General features: G+C 43.4%; 19 protein-coding genes. 4 read left to right on the top strand and 15 right to left on the bottom strand.

The annotated features are described in order from the left end of the window. Positions 1-63: 63 nt before the first annotated feature. The 10 genes from tsaD to F461_RS0113945 form a co-directional block, all read right to left on the bottom strand. A complete protein-coding gene (tsaD, locus tag F461_RS0113990) occupies positions 64-1,149 on the bottom strand; it encodes a tRNA (adenosine(37)-N6)-threonylcarbamoyltransferase complex transferase subunit TsaD (RefSeq protein WP_020001786.1) in 1,086 nt (361 codons plus the stop codon). A gap of 31 nt (positions 1,150-1,180) precedes the next feature. Further along, positions 1,181-2,203 (bottom strand): class 1 fructose-bisphosphatase, encoded by a 1,023-nt coding sequence (gene fbp / locus F461_RS0113985; RefSeq protein ID WP_020001785.1) that lies wholly within the window; start codon positions 2,201-2,203, stop codon positions 1,181-1,183. Between the two features lie 280 nt (positions 2,204-2,483). Continuing rightward, positions 2,484-3,260, bottom strand: a complete 777-nt coding sequence (locus tag F461_RS17980; RefSeq protein WP_020001784.1) for a hypothetical protein — start codon at positions 3,258-3,260, stop codon at positions 2,484-2,486. Positions 3,261-3,290: 30 nt separating this feature from the next. Then, entirely contained in the window at positions 3,291-4,190 is a 900-nt protein-coding gene (locus F461_RS0113975; protein ID WP_020001783.1) for a tetratricopeptide repeat protein, read from the bottom strand. Beyond that, positions 4,187-4,498 (bottom strand): FtsB family cell division protein, encoded by a 312-nt coding sequence (locus F461_RS0113970; protein WP_020001782.1) that lies wholly within the window; start codon positions 4,496-4,498, stop codon positions 4,187-4,189. The genes F461_RS0113975 and F461_RS0113970 overlap by 4 nt, the downstream gene beginning before the upstream one ends. Before the next feature lie 2 nt (positions 4,499-4,500). Beyond that, a complete protein-coding gene (locus F461_RS0113965; protein ID WP_020001781.1) occupies positions 4,501-4,773 on the bottom strand; it encodes a hypothetical protein in 273 nt (90 codons plus the stop codon). 65 nt (positions 4,774-4,838) lie between these two features. Continuing rightward, the gene (pgsA, locus tag F461_RS0113960) at positions 4,839-5,393 is read right to left on the bottom strand and encodes a CDP-diacylglycerol--glycerol-3-phosphate 3-phosphatidyltransferase (RefSeq protein ID WP_020001780.1); all 555 of its coding nucleotides are present in this window, start codon (positions 5,391-5,393) and stop codon (positions 4,839-4,841) included. Between the two features lie 226 nt (positions 5,394-5,619). Next, the gene (locus F461_RS0113955; protein ID WP_020001779.1) at positions 5,620-6,522 is read right to left on the bottom strand and encodes an Mrp/NBP35 family ATP-binding protein; all 903 of its coding nucleotides are present in this window, start codon (positions 6,520-6,522) and stop codon (positions 5,620-5,622) included. 79 nt (positions 6,523-6,601) lie between these two features. Beyond that, positions 6,602-7,186, bottom strand: a complete 585-nt coding sequence (locus F461_RS0113950) for a YqaA family protein (protein ID WP_026364778.1) — start codon at positions 7,184-7,186, stop codon at positions 6,602-6,604. A 4-nt stretch (positions 7,187-7,190) separates the two neighbouring features. After that, positions 7,191-7,835, bottom strand: a complete 645-nt coding sequence (locus F461_RS0113945) for a protein-L-isoaspartate(D-aspartate) O-methyltransferase (protein ID WP_020001777.1) — start codon at positions 7,833-7,835, stop codon at positions 7,191-7,193. Between the two features lie 179 nt (positions 7,836-8,014). Here F461_RS0113945 and F461_RS0113940 point away from each other — a divergent pair, with 179 nt between their 5' ends. Next, positions 8,015-8,440, top strand: a complete 426-nt coding sequence (locus F461_RS0113940; RefSeq protein WP_020001776.1) for a CBS domain-containing protein — start codon at positions 8,015-8,017, stop codon at positions 8,438-8,440. 311 nt (positions 8,441-8,751) lie between these two features. Further along, positions 8,752-10,068 carry a M23 family metallopeptidase gene (locus F461_RS0113935; RefSeq protein ID WP_020001775.1) on the top strand — a complete coding sequence of 439 codons (1,317 nt, stop codon included), beginning with the start codon at positions 8,752-8,754 and terminating at the stop codon, positions 10,066-10,068. Positions 10,069-10,529: 461 nt separating this feature from the next. Here F461_RS0113935 and F461_RS0113925 read toward each other — a convergent pair whose 3' ends face one another. Then, positions 10,530-11,033, bottom strand: coding sequence for a 4Fe-4S dicluster domain-containing protein (locus F461_RS0113925; RefSeq protein WP_026364776.1), 504 nt, complete (start codon positions 11,031-11,033; stop codon positions 10,530-10,532). 24 nt (positions 11,034-11,057) lie between these two features. After that, a complete protein-coding gene (locus F461_RS0113920; RefSeq protein ID WP_020001772.1) occupies positions 11,058-12,104 on the bottom strand; it encodes an FAD-dependent oxidoreductase in 1,047 nt (348 codons plus the stop codon). Between the two features lie 319 nt (positions 12,105-12,423). Here F461_RS0113920 and F461_RS0113915 point away from each other — a divergent pair, with 319 nt between their 5' ends. Both F461_RS0113915 and F461_RS0113910 read left to right on the top strand, forming a co-directional pair. Beyond that, a complete protein-coding gene (locus F461_RS0113915) occupies positions 12,424-12,855 on the top strand; it encodes an ACT domain-containing protein (RefSeq protein WP_020001771.1) in 432 nt (143 codons plus the stop codon). A gap of 217 nt (positions 12,856-13,072) precedes the next feature. Continuing rightward, a complete protein-coding gene (locus tag F461_RS0113910) occupies positions 13,073-14,998 on the top strand; it encodes a molybdopterin-dependent oxidoreductase (RefSeq protein WP_020001770.1) in 1,926 nt (641 codons plus the stop codon). Positions 14,999-15,053: 55 nt separating this feature from the next. Here F461_RS0113910 and F461_RS0113905 read toward each other — a convergent pair whose 3' ends face one another. The 3 genes from F461_RS0113905 to ligA all read right to left on the bottom strand — a co-directional run bounded on the left by F461_RS0113905 (position 15,054) and on the right by ligA (position 19,926). After that, positions 15,054-16,703, bottom strand: coding sequence for an NAD+ synthase (locus tag F461_RS0113905; protein ID WP_020001769.1), 1,650 nt, complete (start codon positions 16,701-16,703; stop codon positions 15,054-15,056). Continuing rightward, positions 16,703-17,482 carry a 4-hydroxy-tetrahydrodipicolinate reductase gene (dapB, locus tag F461_RS0113900; RefSeq protein WP_020001768.1) on the bottom strand — a complete coding sequence of 260 codons (780 nt, stop codon included), beginning with the start codon at positions 17,480-17,482 and terminating at the stop codon, positions 16,703-16,705. Before dapB ends, F461_RS0113905 begins: the two co-directional genes overlap by 1 nt. 95 nt (positions 17,483-17,577) lie before the next feature. Beyond that, positions 17,578-19,926, bottom strand: a complete 2,349-nt coding sequence (gene ligA, locus F461_RS0113895; protein ID WP_020001767.1) for an NAD-dependent DNA ligase LigA — start codon at positions 19,924-19,926, stop codon at positions 17,578-17,580. Between the last annotated feature and the right edge of the window lie 333 nt (positions 19,927-20,259).

Here is a 20,259-nt window from a genome sequence, read left to right as displayed (position 1 = left end):
AATAGTAAGCCTGTAAGACAGTGTCAAGAGTGAGGCAAGCTTTCTCCCCTCACCTTTCAATTTTTAACACAAACTATGCAGATAGTCCTGCGGAATCTTTCTACCACGCGGAATTGCATCCAAATCCAAACCGTGTGAGTAGCCTTTGAGAACAAGCTGTTCTCCCATATATGCAACCATAGATGCATTATCGGTGCACAAACTTAACGATGGCAGTGTAAGCGTAAGTTTATTGTTCTTAGCAACTTCTGCCATTGTGTCACGGATCACACTGTTAGCAGCAACGCCACCCGCTACAATAATACTATTGATAGCGTCGCCCTGCTCTTTTCGCTGGTCAACAGCGCGTTGCATTTTCACACGTAACGTGTCTGCAACAGTAAAGTTAAAAGATGCACAAAGCTCTGCAAGTTCAGCAACTTCACGTGTACCGTTGAAGAGTTCATCAACATCATTAAGGCTAGGGAGCTTTAAATGCGGATGCGCTTCAATATACAAGCTTAATGCAGTTTTTAACCCACTGAAACTAAAGTTTAAATTTGTATTGTCAAGATACGGTCTTGTAAATCTTTTTTTATCCGGTGCAGCAAGCTTTCCTAACTGATCAATGAATTTGCCACCGGGATATGGCATATTCAACATTTTAGCGACCTTATCAAAAGCTTCACCTGCGGCATCATCCAAGGTTTTACCCAATTCAACAAAATCATCTGCCGCGCGAATAAGAAAAATCTGGGTATGTCCACCGGAAACAAGCAAACCTAAAGCTGGAAGTTTGATATCTTGTTCCAGCCCCGCGGCAAGAAGATGGGCATGCAGGTGGTTAACACCTATAAGCTTCTTATTGGTTCCAGCAACAAGACCTTTTGCAAAACCGACCCCTACTAACAAACTTCCTAATAAGCCAGGCCCGCGAGATACAGCGACGTTCTCAATTTGTGCTGCATCGATACCCGATTTTGCAAGTAAAGAATCATATAAATATCCAATAAGCCGATAATGTTCTCGGGATGCAATTTCAGGAACAACACCGCCAAACAATGCATGAATGTCAATTTGTGTAGAAATTACACTATCTAGCAGTTTCCCGTCCTTAACAAGAGCAAAAGCAGTCTCATCACACGAAGATTCAATACCTAAAGTGAGCATACAAATATTCCGACGTCGGTTCCATCAACAGCTACTCAGCTGTCTTACGATGTTTTTTATAAATAGTTGCCACAGCTTCTACATCATTCTTTGAACCGATGAAAAGTGGGACGCGTTCATGCAACTCTTCCGGCTGCAACTCAAGAATACGGGTTGTACCTTCAGTTGCAGCACCACCAGCCTGTTCTGCAAGGTATGCAAGTGGAGATGCTTCACACAAATAGCGTAGCTTACCTTTAGCCTTACCAGGATTACGACAATCTGCAGGATACATATAGATGCCGCCGTTAAGAAGGCCCCTATGAAAGTCCGCCACAAGAGACCCTATATAGCGCGCAGAGTACGGCTTACCCAACGGGTTTTCGTCACCTTTAAAGTACGCTACGGCTTCTCGAGTCGCATCATCCCAATACTTATAGTAACCTTCATTTACCGAATAAACTTTTCCCTGTTCAGGAATCCGAAGATCCGGATGGGACAATAAAAATTCACCAACACTCGGATCGAGTGTAAATCCGTGAACTCCGTCACCAGTAGAGTACACAAGCATGGTTGAAGGGCCATAAAGGAAGTACCCGGCTGCGACCTGCTCCACACCACTTTGTAGAATATCACCCAACGTAACATCATTATTTGAAGGAGACTTACGGCGCAAAATAGAGAAAATTGTACCAACATTTACATTCACGTCAACATTGGAGGAACCATCGAGAGGATCAAAAATGAGAATATACTCGCCCTTCTGGAGCTGCTCTGGAATACGAATAAAATCAGCATTCTCTTCAGACGCAATCGCGCACAAAACGCCTGTACGCTCCATACGATGAATAAGTACGCGGTTGGCGTATGCATCTAACTTTTGAACCTGTTCGCCCTGAACATTAATCTCACCGGTTGCTCCTAAAATATCAAGCAAACCAGCTTTATTCATTGTCTTCGAGATGGTTTTAGCAGCCAAAATAAGATCATAAAAGAGTGCAGTAAATTTACCTGAAGCATCGGGAGTCTGTGTTTGATGCAATAAGAGATGTTCAGTGACGGTTACTTGGCGCATGAGTTTACTCCTAACTATCTATGAATAAAAATTAATTTATTCATACTACAATGGGACTGGGATTTGTCAATTACCCGAAAAAAATAATACAATTCGATTACGTTACATCGAGATGAGGGGGGAGACAAAGATTCTCCTGACACAAAACGGGTACCTGATTGATAGCGTCAATTCAGGTACCCTTCGTATTGTTAAACAGGATGAAAGCTTGCTCTATGCATAACGCCCTATAGAGTCAAACAGTTTATTTAAAGACATAAAAATATGGCGCTAATGTAAACTAGCTTGCAGACGCTTCGACTATAGCAGTGCCAAAGATCATTGGGATATTTCCAACATACCGAACAAGCCACGTGTAAGAATTACCACTTTCTTCAAAAACACCATGACTTTCTTCGCTAAGCATTTCTTCCCAGTTGATCTGTGCAAATGGCGTACTCTCAAAGTTGTACTTTCCGCTCCACAACATCTTCTTTCCTGAAAGCACAACAAGCTCTTCAGGATTTGGGGAAAGCTCAACAAGGTTACGGGCATCAAAATGCGCAACAACCAGCCCTTTCATTTCGTTATCAACAAAAAACGGCATGGCTACATATGCTTCGTTACCAAGCGGTGTTTCATCAACATACCCACGCAACGCACGGAAACCATAATCTTTATTTTCGTCCAGAAGAGGAGCAAAATTCAAAGGTTTCATACTTACCGAAGGACGCTGCATTAAAACGTTACCCTCAAGGTTAACAACGGCGATGCCGGAAAGCCAAGGAAAGCGCTTCATCGTAGCGTCGACCCACGCTAAATCCGGAAAAACATCTTTTGCATCAATAACGCGAACAAATTTTTCTAACTCTTCCCCGATCGGGGTATACATAGCAGCTAAGTTATCTTCAGCCGCCTCAACATCAACTTCAGCAAATTCAAGTTCTGCAGGGGTATTCAAATACGTATTGTAGTACCCCTTAGTCTCACGCCATGTGTTGTTAACGCTCTGCTTACAACCAGTTAATAAGACTAGCAGTGCGCATAACGCAACACCACATCTCAATGAATAATGCAATGCAATCTCCTGAAAATATAAAGGAAAGACCTACGAGGCTCTGGCTTCTAAACGTTCTGCAAGTGCTTCAAGCGTATGGACAATCCTGTCCTTACTTGTAACAACTTCAACCTGATCCAGCACAGAACTATTTCTATTGGCCAGAATTTTTGTTCGAAGTTCAGTAATATTCTCAAGCTCTTCCCTGCTTGTTACTTGCTCTGTGAGTTCATCACAGATCTCGAGAGCACCTTTCAGATCACCTTGGTCAGCAAGAATTTGCGCCATAGATAACGTACGTTCTGAAATGGACTCTCCCCCTTCCATGGCTTCGCCAAAAACAGCTTCCTGTTTACGTATAAGCGGAATTTCACCCTCTAGTTCTGCCAAACTTTTTAACTGAGAAATATCTTTCGGCGAGGTCGTCGGCACTAGAATTTCATGAACATCTTTTACCAACCCCACATTATCGCTAGTCGGCAATGGTTCTGAAACAGGTGCTGGTGCCTGACGAGTTATAAGAAATTTATCTACGCTCTCTTCCAGACAAGCCTGAAGCCCTCTATCAATTACATCACGCCAAGTGATAGGGGTCTCTTCAAAAGCTGCCGCGAGAAATGTCATCGCAAGAGCGGCATCTTGAGAGCCCGGTTCAGCAGCAAGCAATCCTGCCCAGATTTTCCAAAATTTGGGATAGCGCTTCAAAATATCTCCAAGCGCCCCAAGTTCTGCATCAATCTGATCAAAATCCTCTACGCGTTCAAGACAATTAAGCAGTAGCAAACGAGCTTCAAAATGCTCAGGATGCCTTTCCAGTCCTGTCTTTAAAACGGAAACCGCTTCGATAAGATCGTTCTCTTTTACAAGAAGTCGCGCAAGTGGAAAGAACACCTTAGAACCAGGATCGAGCTCCAAAACTTCCTTATACCACTTAATCTTTGCTTGAATCATTCACGAGCTCCAACAGGGACCTTTATTTTACTATCTGGAAAAATATACAATATTTCTCCACACTTAACAAACCCAAGACGTTTTCTTATAATTTTTTCTACGTATTCAGAGTCGTTTTGCAAAAGTCGTATTTCATGACTCAGCAAATACGCTTTTTCATCAAGCACGTCCTGTTGTTCAGTAAAAGCATGCGTATCAGCTTTAAGTGTCTGATAATTACTCACGCCTTTATCACTCATTAGTAAATAAGCAATAAGGGTAAGGTTAAGCAGAACAGATAAAGCCAGCAAAATTTTTTTTACTAACATTATTATTGTAAGAAACGTCGCTTTTCAGCTGTAAACTTAACATGTGACATCGGAAGCTGCAGCTCTTCCAAGAAGTTTGCTGTTGCAGATTCAATACGTGCAACATCCGCTTCAACCAGCTCCATCTCATTGATTCGCTCAATTAGCATTTTTAACATGCCAAACTCATCCCGCAAATCATGACTTAACTCAATGTCATCAAGATCAGGTTCCAGCTCAAGAATTGTATGCAGGCAATTGCGCAACCTACTTTTCAATTCTTTAAGTTCTTTCATGTATTTTCCTTGCGAGTCTAACATAAAAGGGATGTACCTTCCGTAAGAAGCTCTCAGCAGAAAACTTATTTGGGCTCGTCCTGCTGTAACCAGTTTTTGTAAAACCCGAAAAGGTAGTTGCCGCCAGAAAATACCGTCAGGATCAACGCAATGTAAAGAAGTATTTCACCAATAACGGCGACATCATACCCAAACAATGGATAATGAATAATCATAGGAGAAAGAGCAAACATTTGTAATACAGTTTTCATCTTTCCGTATTTATCTGCTGCAATAACAATCCCTTCATCAGCAGCCATTGCACGTAGCCCTGTCACAATAAGTTCCCGACAAATAATTGTAATTACAACCCAAGCTGGTGCCCAACCAAGCTCGACAAGCATAATAAGTACTGAACAAATCAGAAGCTTGTCTGCAAGCGGATCAAGGAATTTGCCAAAACTTGTCACCATGCCTTCACGACGGGCAACAAAGCCGTCCACAAGATCTGAAAGAGATGCAAGGAAAAAGAGAAAAAATGCAAGTAAGCATGTAGTTTCACTTGGGAAGTATAACAATACAACTACAAATGGAACCAATAAAACTCTGAACATGGTAATCTTGTTCGCCAAATTAAACATGTGTGCTCTACCTCTAGCTGGTTTATTCAAGATAACGCTGTGTACCACAGTTCATACAAGGTGCAAAGACTGCTAGGACACCAAATTATAATATATTGATACCATCTAGAGTTATTTGAAGTATTTTTTTATATTTTCACAGAAAAACCATGACGAAAGCCGCCATGGTTTTTCTGTACACGGCACAAGACCAACTGCCCTGTGCGCCTCTTTTTAGATTCAGAACCTAAGAATTGTCTGAAGAAACAGACTCAAGGCTGCAGTTAAGTGCTTTTACAATACTGTCTGCCAGATTCAAGAAACCACGCTTTGCAGCAGTTTCTTCTTCAAGCATAACTACTGGAATACCTCTGTCCGCAGCCACTACGGTTGCAGGATCGAGCGGAATAGCGCCAAGAAACTCAAGGCCGTATTTTTCAGCAAGCTCTTTGCCGCCGCCTTTCTTAAACAACTCGATCTCCTCACCACAGTGCGGACAAGAAAGGCCGCTCATGTTTTCAACCACACCGAGTACATTCGCTTTTGCGTACTGAAGAAAGTTCACAGCCTTACGTACGTCTGCAAGAGAAACTTCCTGCGGAGTAGTCACAACAACGGAGGTTGCGTCCGGAATAGTTTTAAGAACTGTCATATGTTCATCACCGGTTCCCGGAGGGGAATCGATAAGCAGAAAATCAAGCTCTCCCCAATTTACATCCGAAACAAACTGACGGATTGCTGCTGTTTTTTTAGGGCCTCGCCACAATACAGCAGTATCTTTGTCTTTCAACAAAGAATCCATTGAAACGATATATAAATTATCATTAACCTTTGCAGGGGTTAATAACCCTCCGCGATCAGCTTCCAGACCGGAGTCTTTTACGCCGAGAAGACCTGGGATACTTGGACCATGTATATCTACATCCAGAATACCCACTTTAAAACCTTTAGCAGCAAGTGCTGCTGCGGTATTAACGGTGACAGAACTTTTGCCGACTCCACCTTTACCGCTCATAATGAATAACTTGTGACGGATTTTGTCCAACGTACAGTTAATCATTTCGTCCTGAATATTCTTTTTTGGGCTCGCTTTAATCTCTTTCCCCGGAGTAATTTCCTTGGAAGAGGAGCAACCGCTGCAAGAAGACATATATGCAACTCCTTATATTTAATGGCTACATAAGCAGTCTGCCCAATCCGTCAAGCTATCAGGCGGACAAATATAGTCATTAGAGAAATTTTAATGCTAAAAATCCGGCAACGCCAAGCACTAGCGCACCAATTAGCACCAGATCAAATCGCTTCTCCAAAAAGTATCGTGCCCGTTCGCCAAAAACATAGATAAGACCTGCAATGGCAAAAAAACGTAGGCTACGACTTGCGACTGAAGCAAAAAGGAAAATACCAAAATTTACTTTAAAAGCACCGGCAGAAAGTGTGCATAACTTATACGGAACAGGTGTAAGCCCAGCAACAGCAACAGCCCATGCATTATAGGTGTCGTACCATTCTTTGATGGCAACATATTCGTTTGTCAGATTATAAAAACGGACAATAGGCATACCTACATAATCCATAAAATTATATCCGATATAGTATCCAATCATTCCGCCCAGTACAGATCCGACAGTACAAATCGTGGCAAAATAAAATGCCTTTTTTCGCTGAGTAAGTGCCATCGGAATCAAAAGTAAGTCAGGTGGAAGAGGAAAAATTATGGATTCCGTAAAGGCAACAATTGCCAGAATCCATTTCGCTTTTGAAGAAAGTGCCGATCTGGAAACCCAGTCCATCAGCCGAGATATCAGCCTCATAAAATTACCATCCGTGTGCACCCACCAGATCTACAAAAGCAACGTTTGCCAGCTTTTCTATCGTGATGTCACCATTATTTTTTCGTATTCGCACAAGTTGTTGCGTACGTTTTGCGCGTCCGACAGGCAAAACAAGAACTCCGGGATCGGACAATTGTTCCACTAGAGGTTCAGGAATCTCAGGCCCTCCCGCAGTAACCAAAATTCGATCAAACGGCGCTTTCTCCGGCCAACCAAGAGTCCCGTCATCCAATTTGAATTGAGGAGAAACATAACCAAGCTCTGCAAAGAGTTTTACTGCAGCAACGTGCAGTTCCTGAATCCGCTCCACAGAATAGACCTTCAAGCCCATTGCATAGAGTACTGCTGCTTGATAGCCGGAACCTGTGCCAATTTCAAGCACACTCATGCCCTCGGTTGCTTCAAGCGCTTCCGACATAAGCCCAACAATATACGGCTGAGAAATCGTTTGTCCGTATCCTATGGGCAATGCATTATCTTCATACGCACTCAGCCTCATGGCATCCTGCACAAACTTATGTCGAGGAACGGCGCGCATTGCCCGTAGTACGTTCGGATCAGAGATATTCCGCCTTTCAAGCTGGTCACGGACCATTCTCTCTCTATTACGCTTCAAATCGTACGGCAAAATAAGATTCCTTTAATGTGAAATAGTCATAGTCAGAAAAACAACCAAGAGTTACACTCGACACATTCTCTGCATGGCTTGAGAAGCAGATTTTTTCGCACAAGTCAACTACAACCCTTAGTTTAACACTCTGCAACACCATATGAACATTGTGTAAATTAGAAATAATGGAGACAATTATGCTGCATGTACAAGATCTGATGTCCACCAATTTATTCACGCTCAAAAAATCTGACTCATTGATGGCTGCAAAATCGCTGATGGAACTAGCCCGCATTCGTCACATCCCGGTCGTTGAAAATGGAAATATTTTTGTCGGCCTTATAACACACAGAGACATTCTATCTGCTACTCTTTCAAAACTAGCAGATGTAGACCGCGCTGTGCAGGAGGAGATTGAAGCATCTATTCCAGTATCAGAAATAATGCGAAGCGATGTCTTTGCTGTCGCCCCCCATGCGAGCTTAAGGGATGCAGCTGAACTTCTTCTCAACCACAAATACGGTTGCTTACCCGTTGTAGAAAAAGACATTCTTGTAGGAATTCTCACCGAAGCGGACTTTTTGCGTCTGACAATTGATTTAATGGATGCATTAGATACATAAGTCAAACCTTACAATATGCATAGCAGCTGATACTTAGACTTGTTAGATTCGATGTATCTAGGTAGAGTCTCATCGGCTGCTGTGCTTTTCACTTTATGGAACACTGAGTGCTTTTATCACTCAGCACCCACCGGCATAATCACAACCATTATGAAATAATCGATTTTTTACGCTATGGTTACCTATAATCGTAATGTCGGCGCACGCTTTCATACTTATAAAGCTGTAATTGCACCAAACAACCATCTGTCTTAGGTAATATCAAAATATTACCCTATTCCATCACACTAACGTTGTACAAGGGACTGCCCATGGCGAGCCTTAAAAAAACTTTCTTCTTTATTATATTTCTATCTCTTATTTGCGGCGGTGCGATTGCAGGCTGGCTTTTATTCAAAGACCAGCAAGGTCCGATCGTTGCTATTGATAAAGAAAACGCCCGAGTTAACAAAAGCAGCGTAGCGACTCTTTCACTACACGATGTAACATCTGAGCTAAAAAATCTTTCTATTGCCGTTCGCAAAAACTCAAAAACCATCCCGTTGTATTCAACGGCTTTTGAACCAGGAAAAAAATCGATCACACTTAGCATTCCTCTTGCAAGTGCGAACATTTCAGATGGTTCATTCGAAATGATCATCACTGCGACAGACACCTCTCTCGCGGCATTTGGTAAAGGGAACACTACCCGTAAAGTTGTTATCATGCGGATGGACAACACTCCACCAAGCATTACCATCAAGTCATTGCCGCCAAACATCTGGCAGGGAGGCACCGGTGTTATTGCATACACCGTCTCAGAGCCTGTTGAAACTTCAGGCGTAAAAGTAAAGAAAATGTTCTTTCCGGGGTACAAGCAAGCCGACGGTAGCTATATCAGCTTCTTTGCTTTCCCGCAGAACATTGACAAAAAGGATTTCAATCCTACAGCGTTTGCAATGGATATAGCGGGCAATATATACAACCAGCCTTTTTCCATTAATGCTCTTGCCCGTAGATTCAGACATGATAAAATTAATTTAAGCGACCACTTTTTAAATAGTAAAATGCCTGCCTTTACTAAAGATACACCTCAGGCAAAAACAAACCTGGAACGTTTTCTTATTGTAAATCAGAAAATTCGTGCAGCAAACCGTGCGAAACTCCTAGAAATAGGTCGGCAGACATCATCGTCTATTTTATGGAAAAGTAAGTTCCTTCGGTTTCCTAACTCAGCCACTCGCGCAGGTTTTGGCGACCGTAGAAGCTACATGTACGATGGAAAAGTCATCGACGAACAGACCCACCTTGGACTTGACCTTGCTTCCCGCAAGCGCTCCCCTATTCCAGCGGCAAACAAAGGAACTGTTGTATTTTGCGGCAACCTCGGCATCTACGGAAACGTCGTTATAATAGACCATGGTCTTGGTCTGCAGACGCTGTACGCACATATGACAGAAATCAAAACGACCGTAGGTTCTGTTGTTAATCAGGGAGATATTATAGGAAGTTCTGGTTCTACTGGTATGTCGGGTGGTGACCACCTCCACTTTGGTGTCATTGTATCAGGTATTCCAGTCACACCTATCGAATGGTTCGACCCTCGATGGATTCAATATAACATTACTGACAAACTTAATTTTGACTAAATACTATTATATTCAAAAAGCCCGTGTGAGTATTTCACACGGGCTTTTTTTTCACCTTCTGCTGAAAAACGGCATCTAACAGCACTCCCTTTAACTATAAGTACGCAACTCCGCTTTTCTTTTGGGATGTAAAATATTTTCATTATCCTATTATTACATTTGGGTAACTAGCCGACCTACATCATTATGTTAACTTGTAATTTTTTTAATTCAGAAGGGCCTACAAACAACTATTTGAAAAACATAAAGCTGCACAACGCGTTGGGGTACGAAGAAAAAAAAGTTTATGGGGAAAATTTATGTAAGAACACAGAGCAAGTAGGCAGCAAAATTAAAAGTACGGAACAGCCAAGCTTGAAAACCTTAATACTCATGCATAAAAAAAGGTGGAGCAATTCACTCCACCTTTTAGTAAGTTACATCGTTTGGGCACAGCTTACTCTGCCCTATAATAACTCACGTTAATCAACGAATTTTTTAGGACGAATATGTGACATTACACGCTTAAAAGCCTCTTCAGATGCAGGAGTTCTCAGCGATTCAATCTCTTCCCGATCGACATATTTAATAGCATCGCACGGACACATTTCTACACAAGCAGGAAGCATATCCTCTGCCCTACGTTTCTTACATAAATCGCACTTTGCCACAGCCACACTTTTGCAGGTTGCAAAAAACGCAGCATACGGGCAGGCAATCAGACAATCCTTTGTTTCACATCCTCGACATTTCATCGAATCATGCAATACAGCTCCTTGAGCGTCCCGAGAAATTGCCCCGCGTTTACAAACGCGCTGGCATGCAGCCTTTTCACAATGCTGACAATATAAAGGAACAATCTCACCTTCAATAGTGCGCGACATTGCTATCCGCGGAGTGTCGTAAAGAAACCTGCATACTGCTTCACAAGTTTCACAGCCAATGCATTTGGAGTAATCAACAAACAGTGTTTTCTGTTCTTGCATACTATTCACTTTTGCTCCCGCCACTTACCGCGAAATTTTATCGGCTTCAAAATTATATTCTGCTTCACGAGACTGCGCTTTCAAATCAAGCCAGTTTGTCAATGAACGGGCCGCACGCAAACCACTGTAGACAGCTTTGCCAATCTTACTTGGCCCTGTAAGCACATCACCAGCAACAAAAACGTTATCTATTGCTGTCATATTCAACCAGCGGACATCACCTTTGCGTACGTTCTCCAAGCCAAGCTCTTTTTGAAACGGAGGAGTAGGAATTTCCCCAATTGCGCTTACAATAATATCGGCGTCCAATTCTTCCAGCTCATCAGTTGCACTATTACGCACTATAAGCGTTTCAACATGCTCATTGCCTCGTATAGCCTCAGGAGAGCGTTTCTCAAGCCATGTAACACCCATTTCTTGAATACGATCAATCTCGAACTTGCCGCACGGAGCCTCTGCTACAGTGCGTCTATATACAAGAGTAATTTCTGCTGCACCGAGCTTTCTGGCTGAGTCAACCACATCGACAGCAGAGTGCCCTGCACCAATAACTATAATTTTTTTTCCGTTAACATCCGGCATTGAAACGTTGCTGTGGGCATACTTAATGGCACGGATAGGAAATAAAAATTGCAGACTGGAATACACGCCGTCCAGTGTGCTTCCCTCAATAGTCAATTTACGAGACTTCCACGATCCGGAACATACAACCACGGCATCATGGTTATCCGTCAAGTCAGAAAGACCTAAAACATCGGCCGCAAAATGGTCACCCTCTTCTTCGTGCATAGGCGCACTGCAGCAAATTTTTGTATTTGTTCTAAAGGTGACGCCAAGACGGCGTTCTAAGTCACGCACCCCGCGGTTAATACGATCCACAGGTATTCTATGACTTGGAATACCAAAGACCATAAGCCCACCCGGCTTTGGTAGCTTATCGTAGACATGCACTTCGTAGCCCCGACTTGCTAAAAGCCCAGCAGCAGCAAGGCCAGAAGGGCCTGCGCCAATAATTCCAACACTTCTATTTACTGCGTGTGTATTTTGGGTCTGTAAGAAACCGAAATTCATTATACCAGCGTGTAAAGATGAAGACACTAACACACCCCTATTCTTAAATTCATTCAAAGGAGTAACTGCCACAATAACTCATTGAACACTCAACCTGCTTCACGAATTCTTTAATATACATCACAGTAGTGTGCTGGCAAGCACGAAATTGTGTGAAAATAGGCACAACCAGTATGCCTTACAACTAAGCTGTCTTTTAAAAAGTTTGATATCGATACTAATTTTTAACAAAGTTGTATTACGTATTGCCCACCAAAGGTTCAAATGCTAGAAATAGGGTATATTTCTATGTATCTGAAGACAATAAGGGGCACTCCTCATGAAAGTAGAACAAATATCCGTTTTTCTAGAAAACAAGGCTGGGCGCCTTGCAGAAGTAACTAATACACTGGCAGCGAATGGCATAAACATTCGCGCCCTTTCCCTCGCAGACACAACGGACTTTGGAATTTTGCGCCTTATCGTAGATAATAGTGAAAAGGCAAAATCCGTATTGAAAGATAAGGGCTTCACGGTCGGCAAAACAAATGTTGTTGCAGTGGAAGTAGAAGATAAGCCGGGCGGCTTGAACCATATTCTCGATACGCTTGGTAACAATGGGATCAACGTTGAATACATGTACGCTTTTGTTATGCCCGGCAGCACAAATGCTACGTTGATTTTCCGTTTCGACAAAACAGATCAAGCCGTAGACGTTTTATCTGAGAATAACATTCCGATTATCCCGGGCACAAAATTACACGCTCAATAACTAGTTATCGCAGCAGATAAAAGAAGCCGGATCTTTCCGGCTTCTTTTGTTTTCATAGTGCACCTTGTATCTCTGTGAAGTCTGCCTTCTATAACATTGACTAAAAATTAGATGCCAATGGAAAAATTTTACGGCAAAACATACCTGTTTCCGCAGGCACAAGGACAATGCGGAATACAAGTATCGCATAGAGGGGATCTCCCCTAGGAGAACACAAATGGAACGTATTTCTGCATGTACGTTAGACTGTCCAGACGGTTGCTCAACAATTGTAAAAATTGATGAACATGGTAATACGTCGATAAAAGGCAACCCTACGCATCCCGTCACACAAGGATACACCTGCAAAAAAGGGAAACACGCCCTCGCGCGAATCAACGCACCAGACCGCATAACAACCCCGCTTATGCGTGACGGAACGACATTTGTCCCTGTCTCATGGGAAAAAGCTCTTAATACCATTGCGAATAAAATTTCTACATTGCGAACTACCCCCGAACGCATGCTTCATGTTCGTGGTTTCGGTTTTCACGGTGTGCTTGCAGATACAAGCCGTTATCTTTTTGGACAACTTGAAGCTTCCAGTACCCATGGCGCACTGTGTAACAATGCAATTATCGATTCCTGCATTCTTGACTTCGGTGAGCTTGACCAAAACAGCTATACAGAGCTTCTTAATGCTGACTGCATTGTAAACTGGGGCCGCGATGTTCTTCGTTCTTCTATTCATACAGCTGCCCTGCTAAAAGACGCACAGAATAACGGCTGTCAACTCATCAGTATTTCACCAGTGTCACCTAAAGAAGGGATGCGGATTCACGTCAGTGACACACACATCCAAATCAGGCCGGGTACAGATCGATTTCTTGCAGCTGCAATTATAAGACGTCTTTCCGAAGCAGGAATATCCGACACCATTCTAAACCGCACATCAAATGGTTCAGAATTTCTCGCATTCATCAAAGAACTTGATGAAAAAAAGCTGTTGGATACATGTGGCATACGTTCTGAAGAACTCAACACACTTGTTGAAATTTATGGCAAAGAAAATTGTGCGGTTTCCAGCATCCTTGGGTGGGGATTACAACGCTACACCTATGGTGGAGAGAATGTCCGCTATATTAATGCCCTGAGTATGCTTTCCGGCAATATAGGCAAAAAAGGAGCGGGGAGTTACGGCGGTGTCAGCACTGGTAGAAACTTTGACTCTACTTGGCGCTCCGGAGGCAAAACTGCCCGAAAATTATTAACGCCAAAACTTGCTGACGAAATTCTTGATGCCGGTGACATTGAATTTCTCTGGTGTGACGGAACAAACGCCGTTAACCAGACACCTGAAGCTAATAAGATGGCAAAGGCATTCAATACAATCGATATGGTTGTCGTAGTAGATGCCTTTATGAATGACACAGCCAAACGCGCAGACATAATTCTACCATGCGCGCTTATCTATGAGCGAGAAGACATTCTCGGGTCATATTTCCACAACTATATCCAACACAGTGCAAAAGTCTTTGCCCCCAGAGGCGAAGCACGCGCTGACTATGACATCATAAAAGATCTTGCGAACCGTCTGTCTATTCCCTTTCCCGAACGAGATGAAATCTTAACAACTGCACTTAATACAAAGCCAATCACAAATCTTACAAAAAATCCGCTTGAAAAAATCCGCCGACAAGGCTTTCTGCCTACAGACTGGCCAACTGTTGCGTTCAAGGATATGCAGTTCAAACATCCAGATGGTAAATATCGCTTCCCCGACCCAATATTACATGATGAGCTAAAAGCAGCCGTAGACTTTCCACTCTCACTACTGTCACTCATCAACAAAGATTTTGAGCACTCCCAGATTCCTGCGGACAAACAACAAGAGCAACTAAAAGCATACGTATACCCTGCGACTCTTACACAAAGCAACATCGAACCAGATGTCCAAGCATATATTGTATCCCCAATCGGCAAAATACAAGTACAGGTCGTAGCGGATACCTCTGTGCATCCTGAAGCCGTCATTGTGCGCCGTGGAGGCTGGATGATGTTCAACCGATGCCCCAACACGATTATTGAAGCACATGTCACCGACATTGGTTGGAACGCAGCTTATTACAGCCAGCGGGTACGGTTAGAACCCATTGAACAATAAAAAAAAGCGTGAGCTGTACGGCTCACGCTTTTTTTATTGTTTTTCAATATGATAGCTAAGGCAAACGTACACTACTTGCAACCGGCATTCTCCAACCAGTGCCAAAGGCTCTGTCTGTGATGCGCAGTCCCGGTGCAGCCTGTCTGCGTTTAAACTCAGAAATCTTCACAAGCTTTAGTATTTGTTCTACATCTTCAGGAGCGTGCCCCTGTGAGATGATTGCTTCTTTACTCAACCGCTCGTCAATATATTTTCGCAGAATAGCATCAAGCTCTTCGTATTCCGGTAACGAGTCAGTATCTTTCTGATCAGGGCGTAATTCTGCGGACGGAGCTTTTTCGATAATCTCCATAGGAATTTTATTTCCGCAATGCTCGTTTGCCCAACGACAAACGTTCCAAACAAGAGTTTTCGGCACATCAGAAATAACAGCCAAGCCGCCAGCCATGTCACCATAGATAGTGCAATATCCTACTGCCAACTCGGATTTATTACCTGTGGTTAAAAGCAATGCACCAAATTTATTTGACATTGCCATAAGCAGATTACCACGGATACGCGCCTGAAGATTTTCTTCTGTTACATCTGTGCCCTCACCATTGAAGACAGGATGAAGAGAGCTGAGGAAGGCTGTAAGCATTGGCTCAATTTCAATTGTCTCAGTATGGATACCAAGACGATCTGCAAGATCAAGAGAGTCGTCAACACTACCCTGACTGGAGTAAGGCGACGGCATAAGCACACCGATTACATTATCAGAACCAAGAGCTTCCACCGCAACAGCAGCTGTCAAGGCTGAATCAACCCCGCCGGAAAGGCCGAGGACCACCTTTGTAAAGCCACATTTTCTCACATAGTCACGTGTTCCAAGAACCAGCGCATTCCATGCCTGTGCTTCGTCGCTGGCATCTTCCTGCTCAACTCGTCCAGCCTTTGTTTCCAGATCTACAACCAGTACATCTTCTTCAAAGGATTTTCCTTTACCTATCAGCGTACCGTCTGCAGCATAAGCGAGGCTTTTACCTGCAAAAATAAGGTCGTCGTTTCCACCTATCTGGTTAGCATATAAGAACGGAAGTTCGTAAGAATGTACCATTGACGAAAGCATCTGCTCACGTACAAACTGCTTGCCAAGCGTAAAGGGAGATGCTGAAAGGTTGATAATGAGCTCTGCGCCATCTTCAACAAGAGCCGCGAGCGGATTTTGCGCGTACTGCCTGCGATCCTTCCAGTATGCCTTGTCGTTCCAAATATCTTCACAAATGGTTACACCGACCTTGCGTCCATTAATTGTCACAAGCCCACGTAATTTTCCTTGTTCAAAATATCTGTTTTCGTCAAATACATCATAGGTAGGAAGCAGTGTTTTATGCGCTACAATGGAATAGGTTCCATTTGCCACCAAGGCTGCAGCGTTAAACACAGGTTTACCTACGCTAGACAAATTATTGATCGGCACACCAACTAAGGTGGGAGGCATATCTTTCAGTTCTACAGCCAATGCCTTGAGAGAGCTCTGACAGCCATCAATAAAATCCTGACGCAATAACAAATCACGTGGAGGATATCCGCACACAGACAATTCCGGAGTCACACACAGTTGTGCCCCGTCTTTTGCAGCTTTTTTAACTGCTTCGACAATCTTAATGATATTGCCAGAAACATCACCCACAACAGGATTCAGCTGAAGAAGCGCTACTTTCATTAGATAATATCCGACATAGAATAAAGTTTTCCTGCATCACGTCCTGCAAGCCAGTATGCAGCCCGAAGGGCGCCAGCCGCAAACGTTTCACGGGAATGCGCATGGTGCGTTACTTCAATGCGCTCACCCGGCCCCATTGCATATACAGTATGAACACCCACAACGTCACCACCACGAATAGTCTGTATACCGATTTCTTCTTTAGGACGTTCGCCAATTATACCTTCACGATGATAGTTGGCGACTTTATCAAGATCCCATTTTTTAGCTTCCGCAAGGCATTCTGCAAGACGCATTGCCGTGCCGCTTGGAGAATCTTTCTTTTTGTTATGGTGCAATTCTACCATTTCGAGATCGTAATCTTCACCGAGGATCTTAATAAGTTCAGGCAAAATTTGGGTAAGAGCAGAAATACCTACACTTGTGTTTGGTGCCCAAAACATAGGAGATGTTTTAGCCAACTCTTCAAGCTGTGCTCGCTCTTCAATAGTAAAACCAGTGGTTCCCATTACAATCGGAGTATTATGTTTTGCCGCGATCTTAGCATTAGCCAAGCTTGCAGCAGGAACGGTAAAATCGATAACAACAGCATTGTCAATTTTATCAAGAACAACATCAAGATCATTTGAAACCTCGCAGCCCCAAATATTAAGACGCTCTTCGTGTTCCTTTCTTCCTACAACTGCGGCAAGCTCATATTTATCGCTATCCTGCGCCATGCGCGCAATGGTTGCACCCATACGACCATTAGCACCCATTACAACTATAGATACACTCATGTTATTTCTCCGATAATTTTTTGCCTCCGGCGGGCAGGCTCTGCACTGCACCCGCAAGGGAGGTTCCCCCCTTGATCCCGATAAAAGAGAGTACGTTATTTAATACCAGGTAAAGTGATAGGAGATTCATTCTTCCTCGTCTTTACCTTTTGTTTTTTTGCAGTTTTTTCTTTTTCAGTATCTTTAATCTCTTGAGAAGATTCGTCCTTCACTGACTCTTTTACGATATTCTGTTCCGTTACAATAGATGCGTCATCTAGCGCAGCAGACTCCGCCGCAACATCTTTTCTCTCTTCATTTTTTGTAACAGAAATATCCGCAGTTTCCTGTAATAATTCTTCGATACCTGAAGACGTTTCGTCTGCTGCCGCCACAGCTTCAGAGTCCACATTTTGTGTTGAAGAATTACCCTTATACATTGCTAAGAACTCATCTTCCGTTAAAATTGTTATCCCGAGTTGCTCTGCTTTTGCAAGCTTGCTCCCTGCGTTTTCACCAACTATAAGGTAATCGAGTTTTTTAGAAACACTTCCCACAACCTTTGCGCCTACACTTTCTGCCATTTCCTTAGCATCAGCACGCTTTGTTGTCAGTGAGCCGGTAAAAACAACTGTCTTACCTGCAAAAGGATGATCTTCATCGATGACTACAGATTCTTCCTGCTTAGGGTCTAACCCGATAGCTTTAAAACGCTCCAGCATCGCCTTGTTAGCTTCGTTATCGAAAAAGTCGACTATAGATTCAGCAATCTCTGCACCTACGTCTGGAAGCTCCTGAAGCTCTGTAACATTCGCATGAGCAAGCGCGTCTAAATCTTTATACGTTTTTGCCAAAACCTTGCCAGTCTGTTCACCTACATGGCGAATTCCTAATGCACAGATAAAACGGGACAAAGGCGCTGTCTTTTTAACATCTGCAAGTGCGGTAACAAATTTTTGTGCAGAAACAGGCCCCATTCCTTCAAACTGCATTAAATCAAGCCGCTTCACTTCAAACAAGTCAACTGGATCGTTAACCATGCCTTTATCTACAAGCTTCTCTACCCAACTTTTACCGACGCCTTGAATATCCAGTCCAGCCTTAGATACAAAGTGCACAATAGAACGTTTAACAACTGCGGGACAAGTTACGTTAATACAACGCCATGCAGCCTCACCCTCTTCCCGTACGGCGTCAGAATTACAGACAGGACATTTTCTAGGAAACGTAAACGCTCTTTCTGATCCGGTACGCTTTTCTACCAACGCACGAACAACCTCAGGGATAACATCTCCAGCGCGCTGAACGATGACCATATCCCCTTCCATAAGCCCTTTTGCCTGAATTTCGTCTTCGTTATGCAGAGTTGCACGGGACACAACAACACCGCCGACTTCTACAGGCTCAAGAATGGCTACCGGTGTTAACACTCCTGTGCGGCCAACCTGAATAGTAATTTCTTCTAACCTAGTCACTGCTTGCTGAGCAGGAAATTTGAAGGCAATTGCCCAGCGGGGAAATCTGGCAGTAAAGCCGAGCGATCTTTGCAACTCCAGATCGTTCAGTTTTGCTACCATGCCGTCAATTTCAAACGGCAATGTATCACGCTTTTCTCGCAACTGTTCGAATAAGGCATTTACGTCCTCGGGACTCCCGCAAAGCTGTGCTTCCGGTGGTACCGTAAAACCTAAGTCGGACAAGCCATTAATAATCGCTTTCTGGGTAGTCCACTCCTGTCCCTCATTCTCCCACTCTACCACACCTACACCGTAAGCAAGAAACATAAGTGGACGTTCAGCCGCTACCGAAGAATCCAGCTGACGAACAGACCCCGCCGCAGCGTTACGCGGGTTAGCAAAAACCTTCTTACCATACTTGCGCTGAGTCTCATTCAGCTTAGCAAAGGCATCGCGTCTGATAACGACTTCACCACGAACTTCCAGCCGGGTCGGAGGATTCTCGCCACGCAGTCGCAAGGGAACGTTTTTAATGGTACGGACCGTGTGGGTTACAACTTCACCGACAGTTCCATCGCCTCGAGTCAGTGCCGCGGTAAAGGAGCCATTCTCATAAATGATCTCCATAGCGAGTCCGTCCATTTTAGGATCAATCCAAAAAGACAGGTCTGCATCAGCCTGTTGGCGTTTAATACGGTCCACAAACGCAAAAAATTCTTCCCCGCTGAACGCGTTATCAAGACTATACATGCGTAAGGTGTGTTCTTGAGACTGTAAACTTGGAAGAACTTCTCCACCAACCTTCATAGTGGGAGAGTCAGAAGTAAGCAGTTCGGGATATGCTTCTTCAAGCCCTTTCAGTTCCAGAAAAAGAACATCATATTCAGCATCTGTTATTTCAGGAGCATCCTGAACGTAATACAAATAGCTATGGTGCTCGAGTTCCTTACGAAGGTGGAAAACTCTCTCTTGAGCTTCATTGAAAGACAACGTGGTAGAATCGGACATGCGACACCTTATTTTATCTGTGCAAGGAGACTTGCAGCTTTATTTACAAAATCTTAGAAACTCAGGCTAAGTAAGTGCTGTACATTTGTACAACATAACGGCCCTTGCGTTGAGTTTTTTTTAGAACCGCTGGATACTTTTCTTACTCTTTATTGTCCAGTGTATTGTCCCCGTTCAAATGGGAATTCTCTCAGATTTGACGCTTTTTTACATACAAAAAATGAGTGCAGAATACAGTGAGACACCACAATCTTCTACACTCATAATTACGGATTATCAAAAACATATGTCCGCGACGGTACTAAACTCTCACTGTGTTTATATTTATAAACA

Source organism: Halodesulfovibrio aestuarii DSM 17919 = ATCC 29578 (assembly GCF_000384815.1).
Lineage (GTDB): Bacteria > Desulfobacterota > Desulfovibrionia > Desulfovibrionales > Desulfovibrionaceae > Halodesulfovibrio > Halodesulfovibrio aestuarii.
Note: the sequence above shows the minus strand (reverse complement) of the source record. Positions and strands in the feature narration are given on the sequence as shown.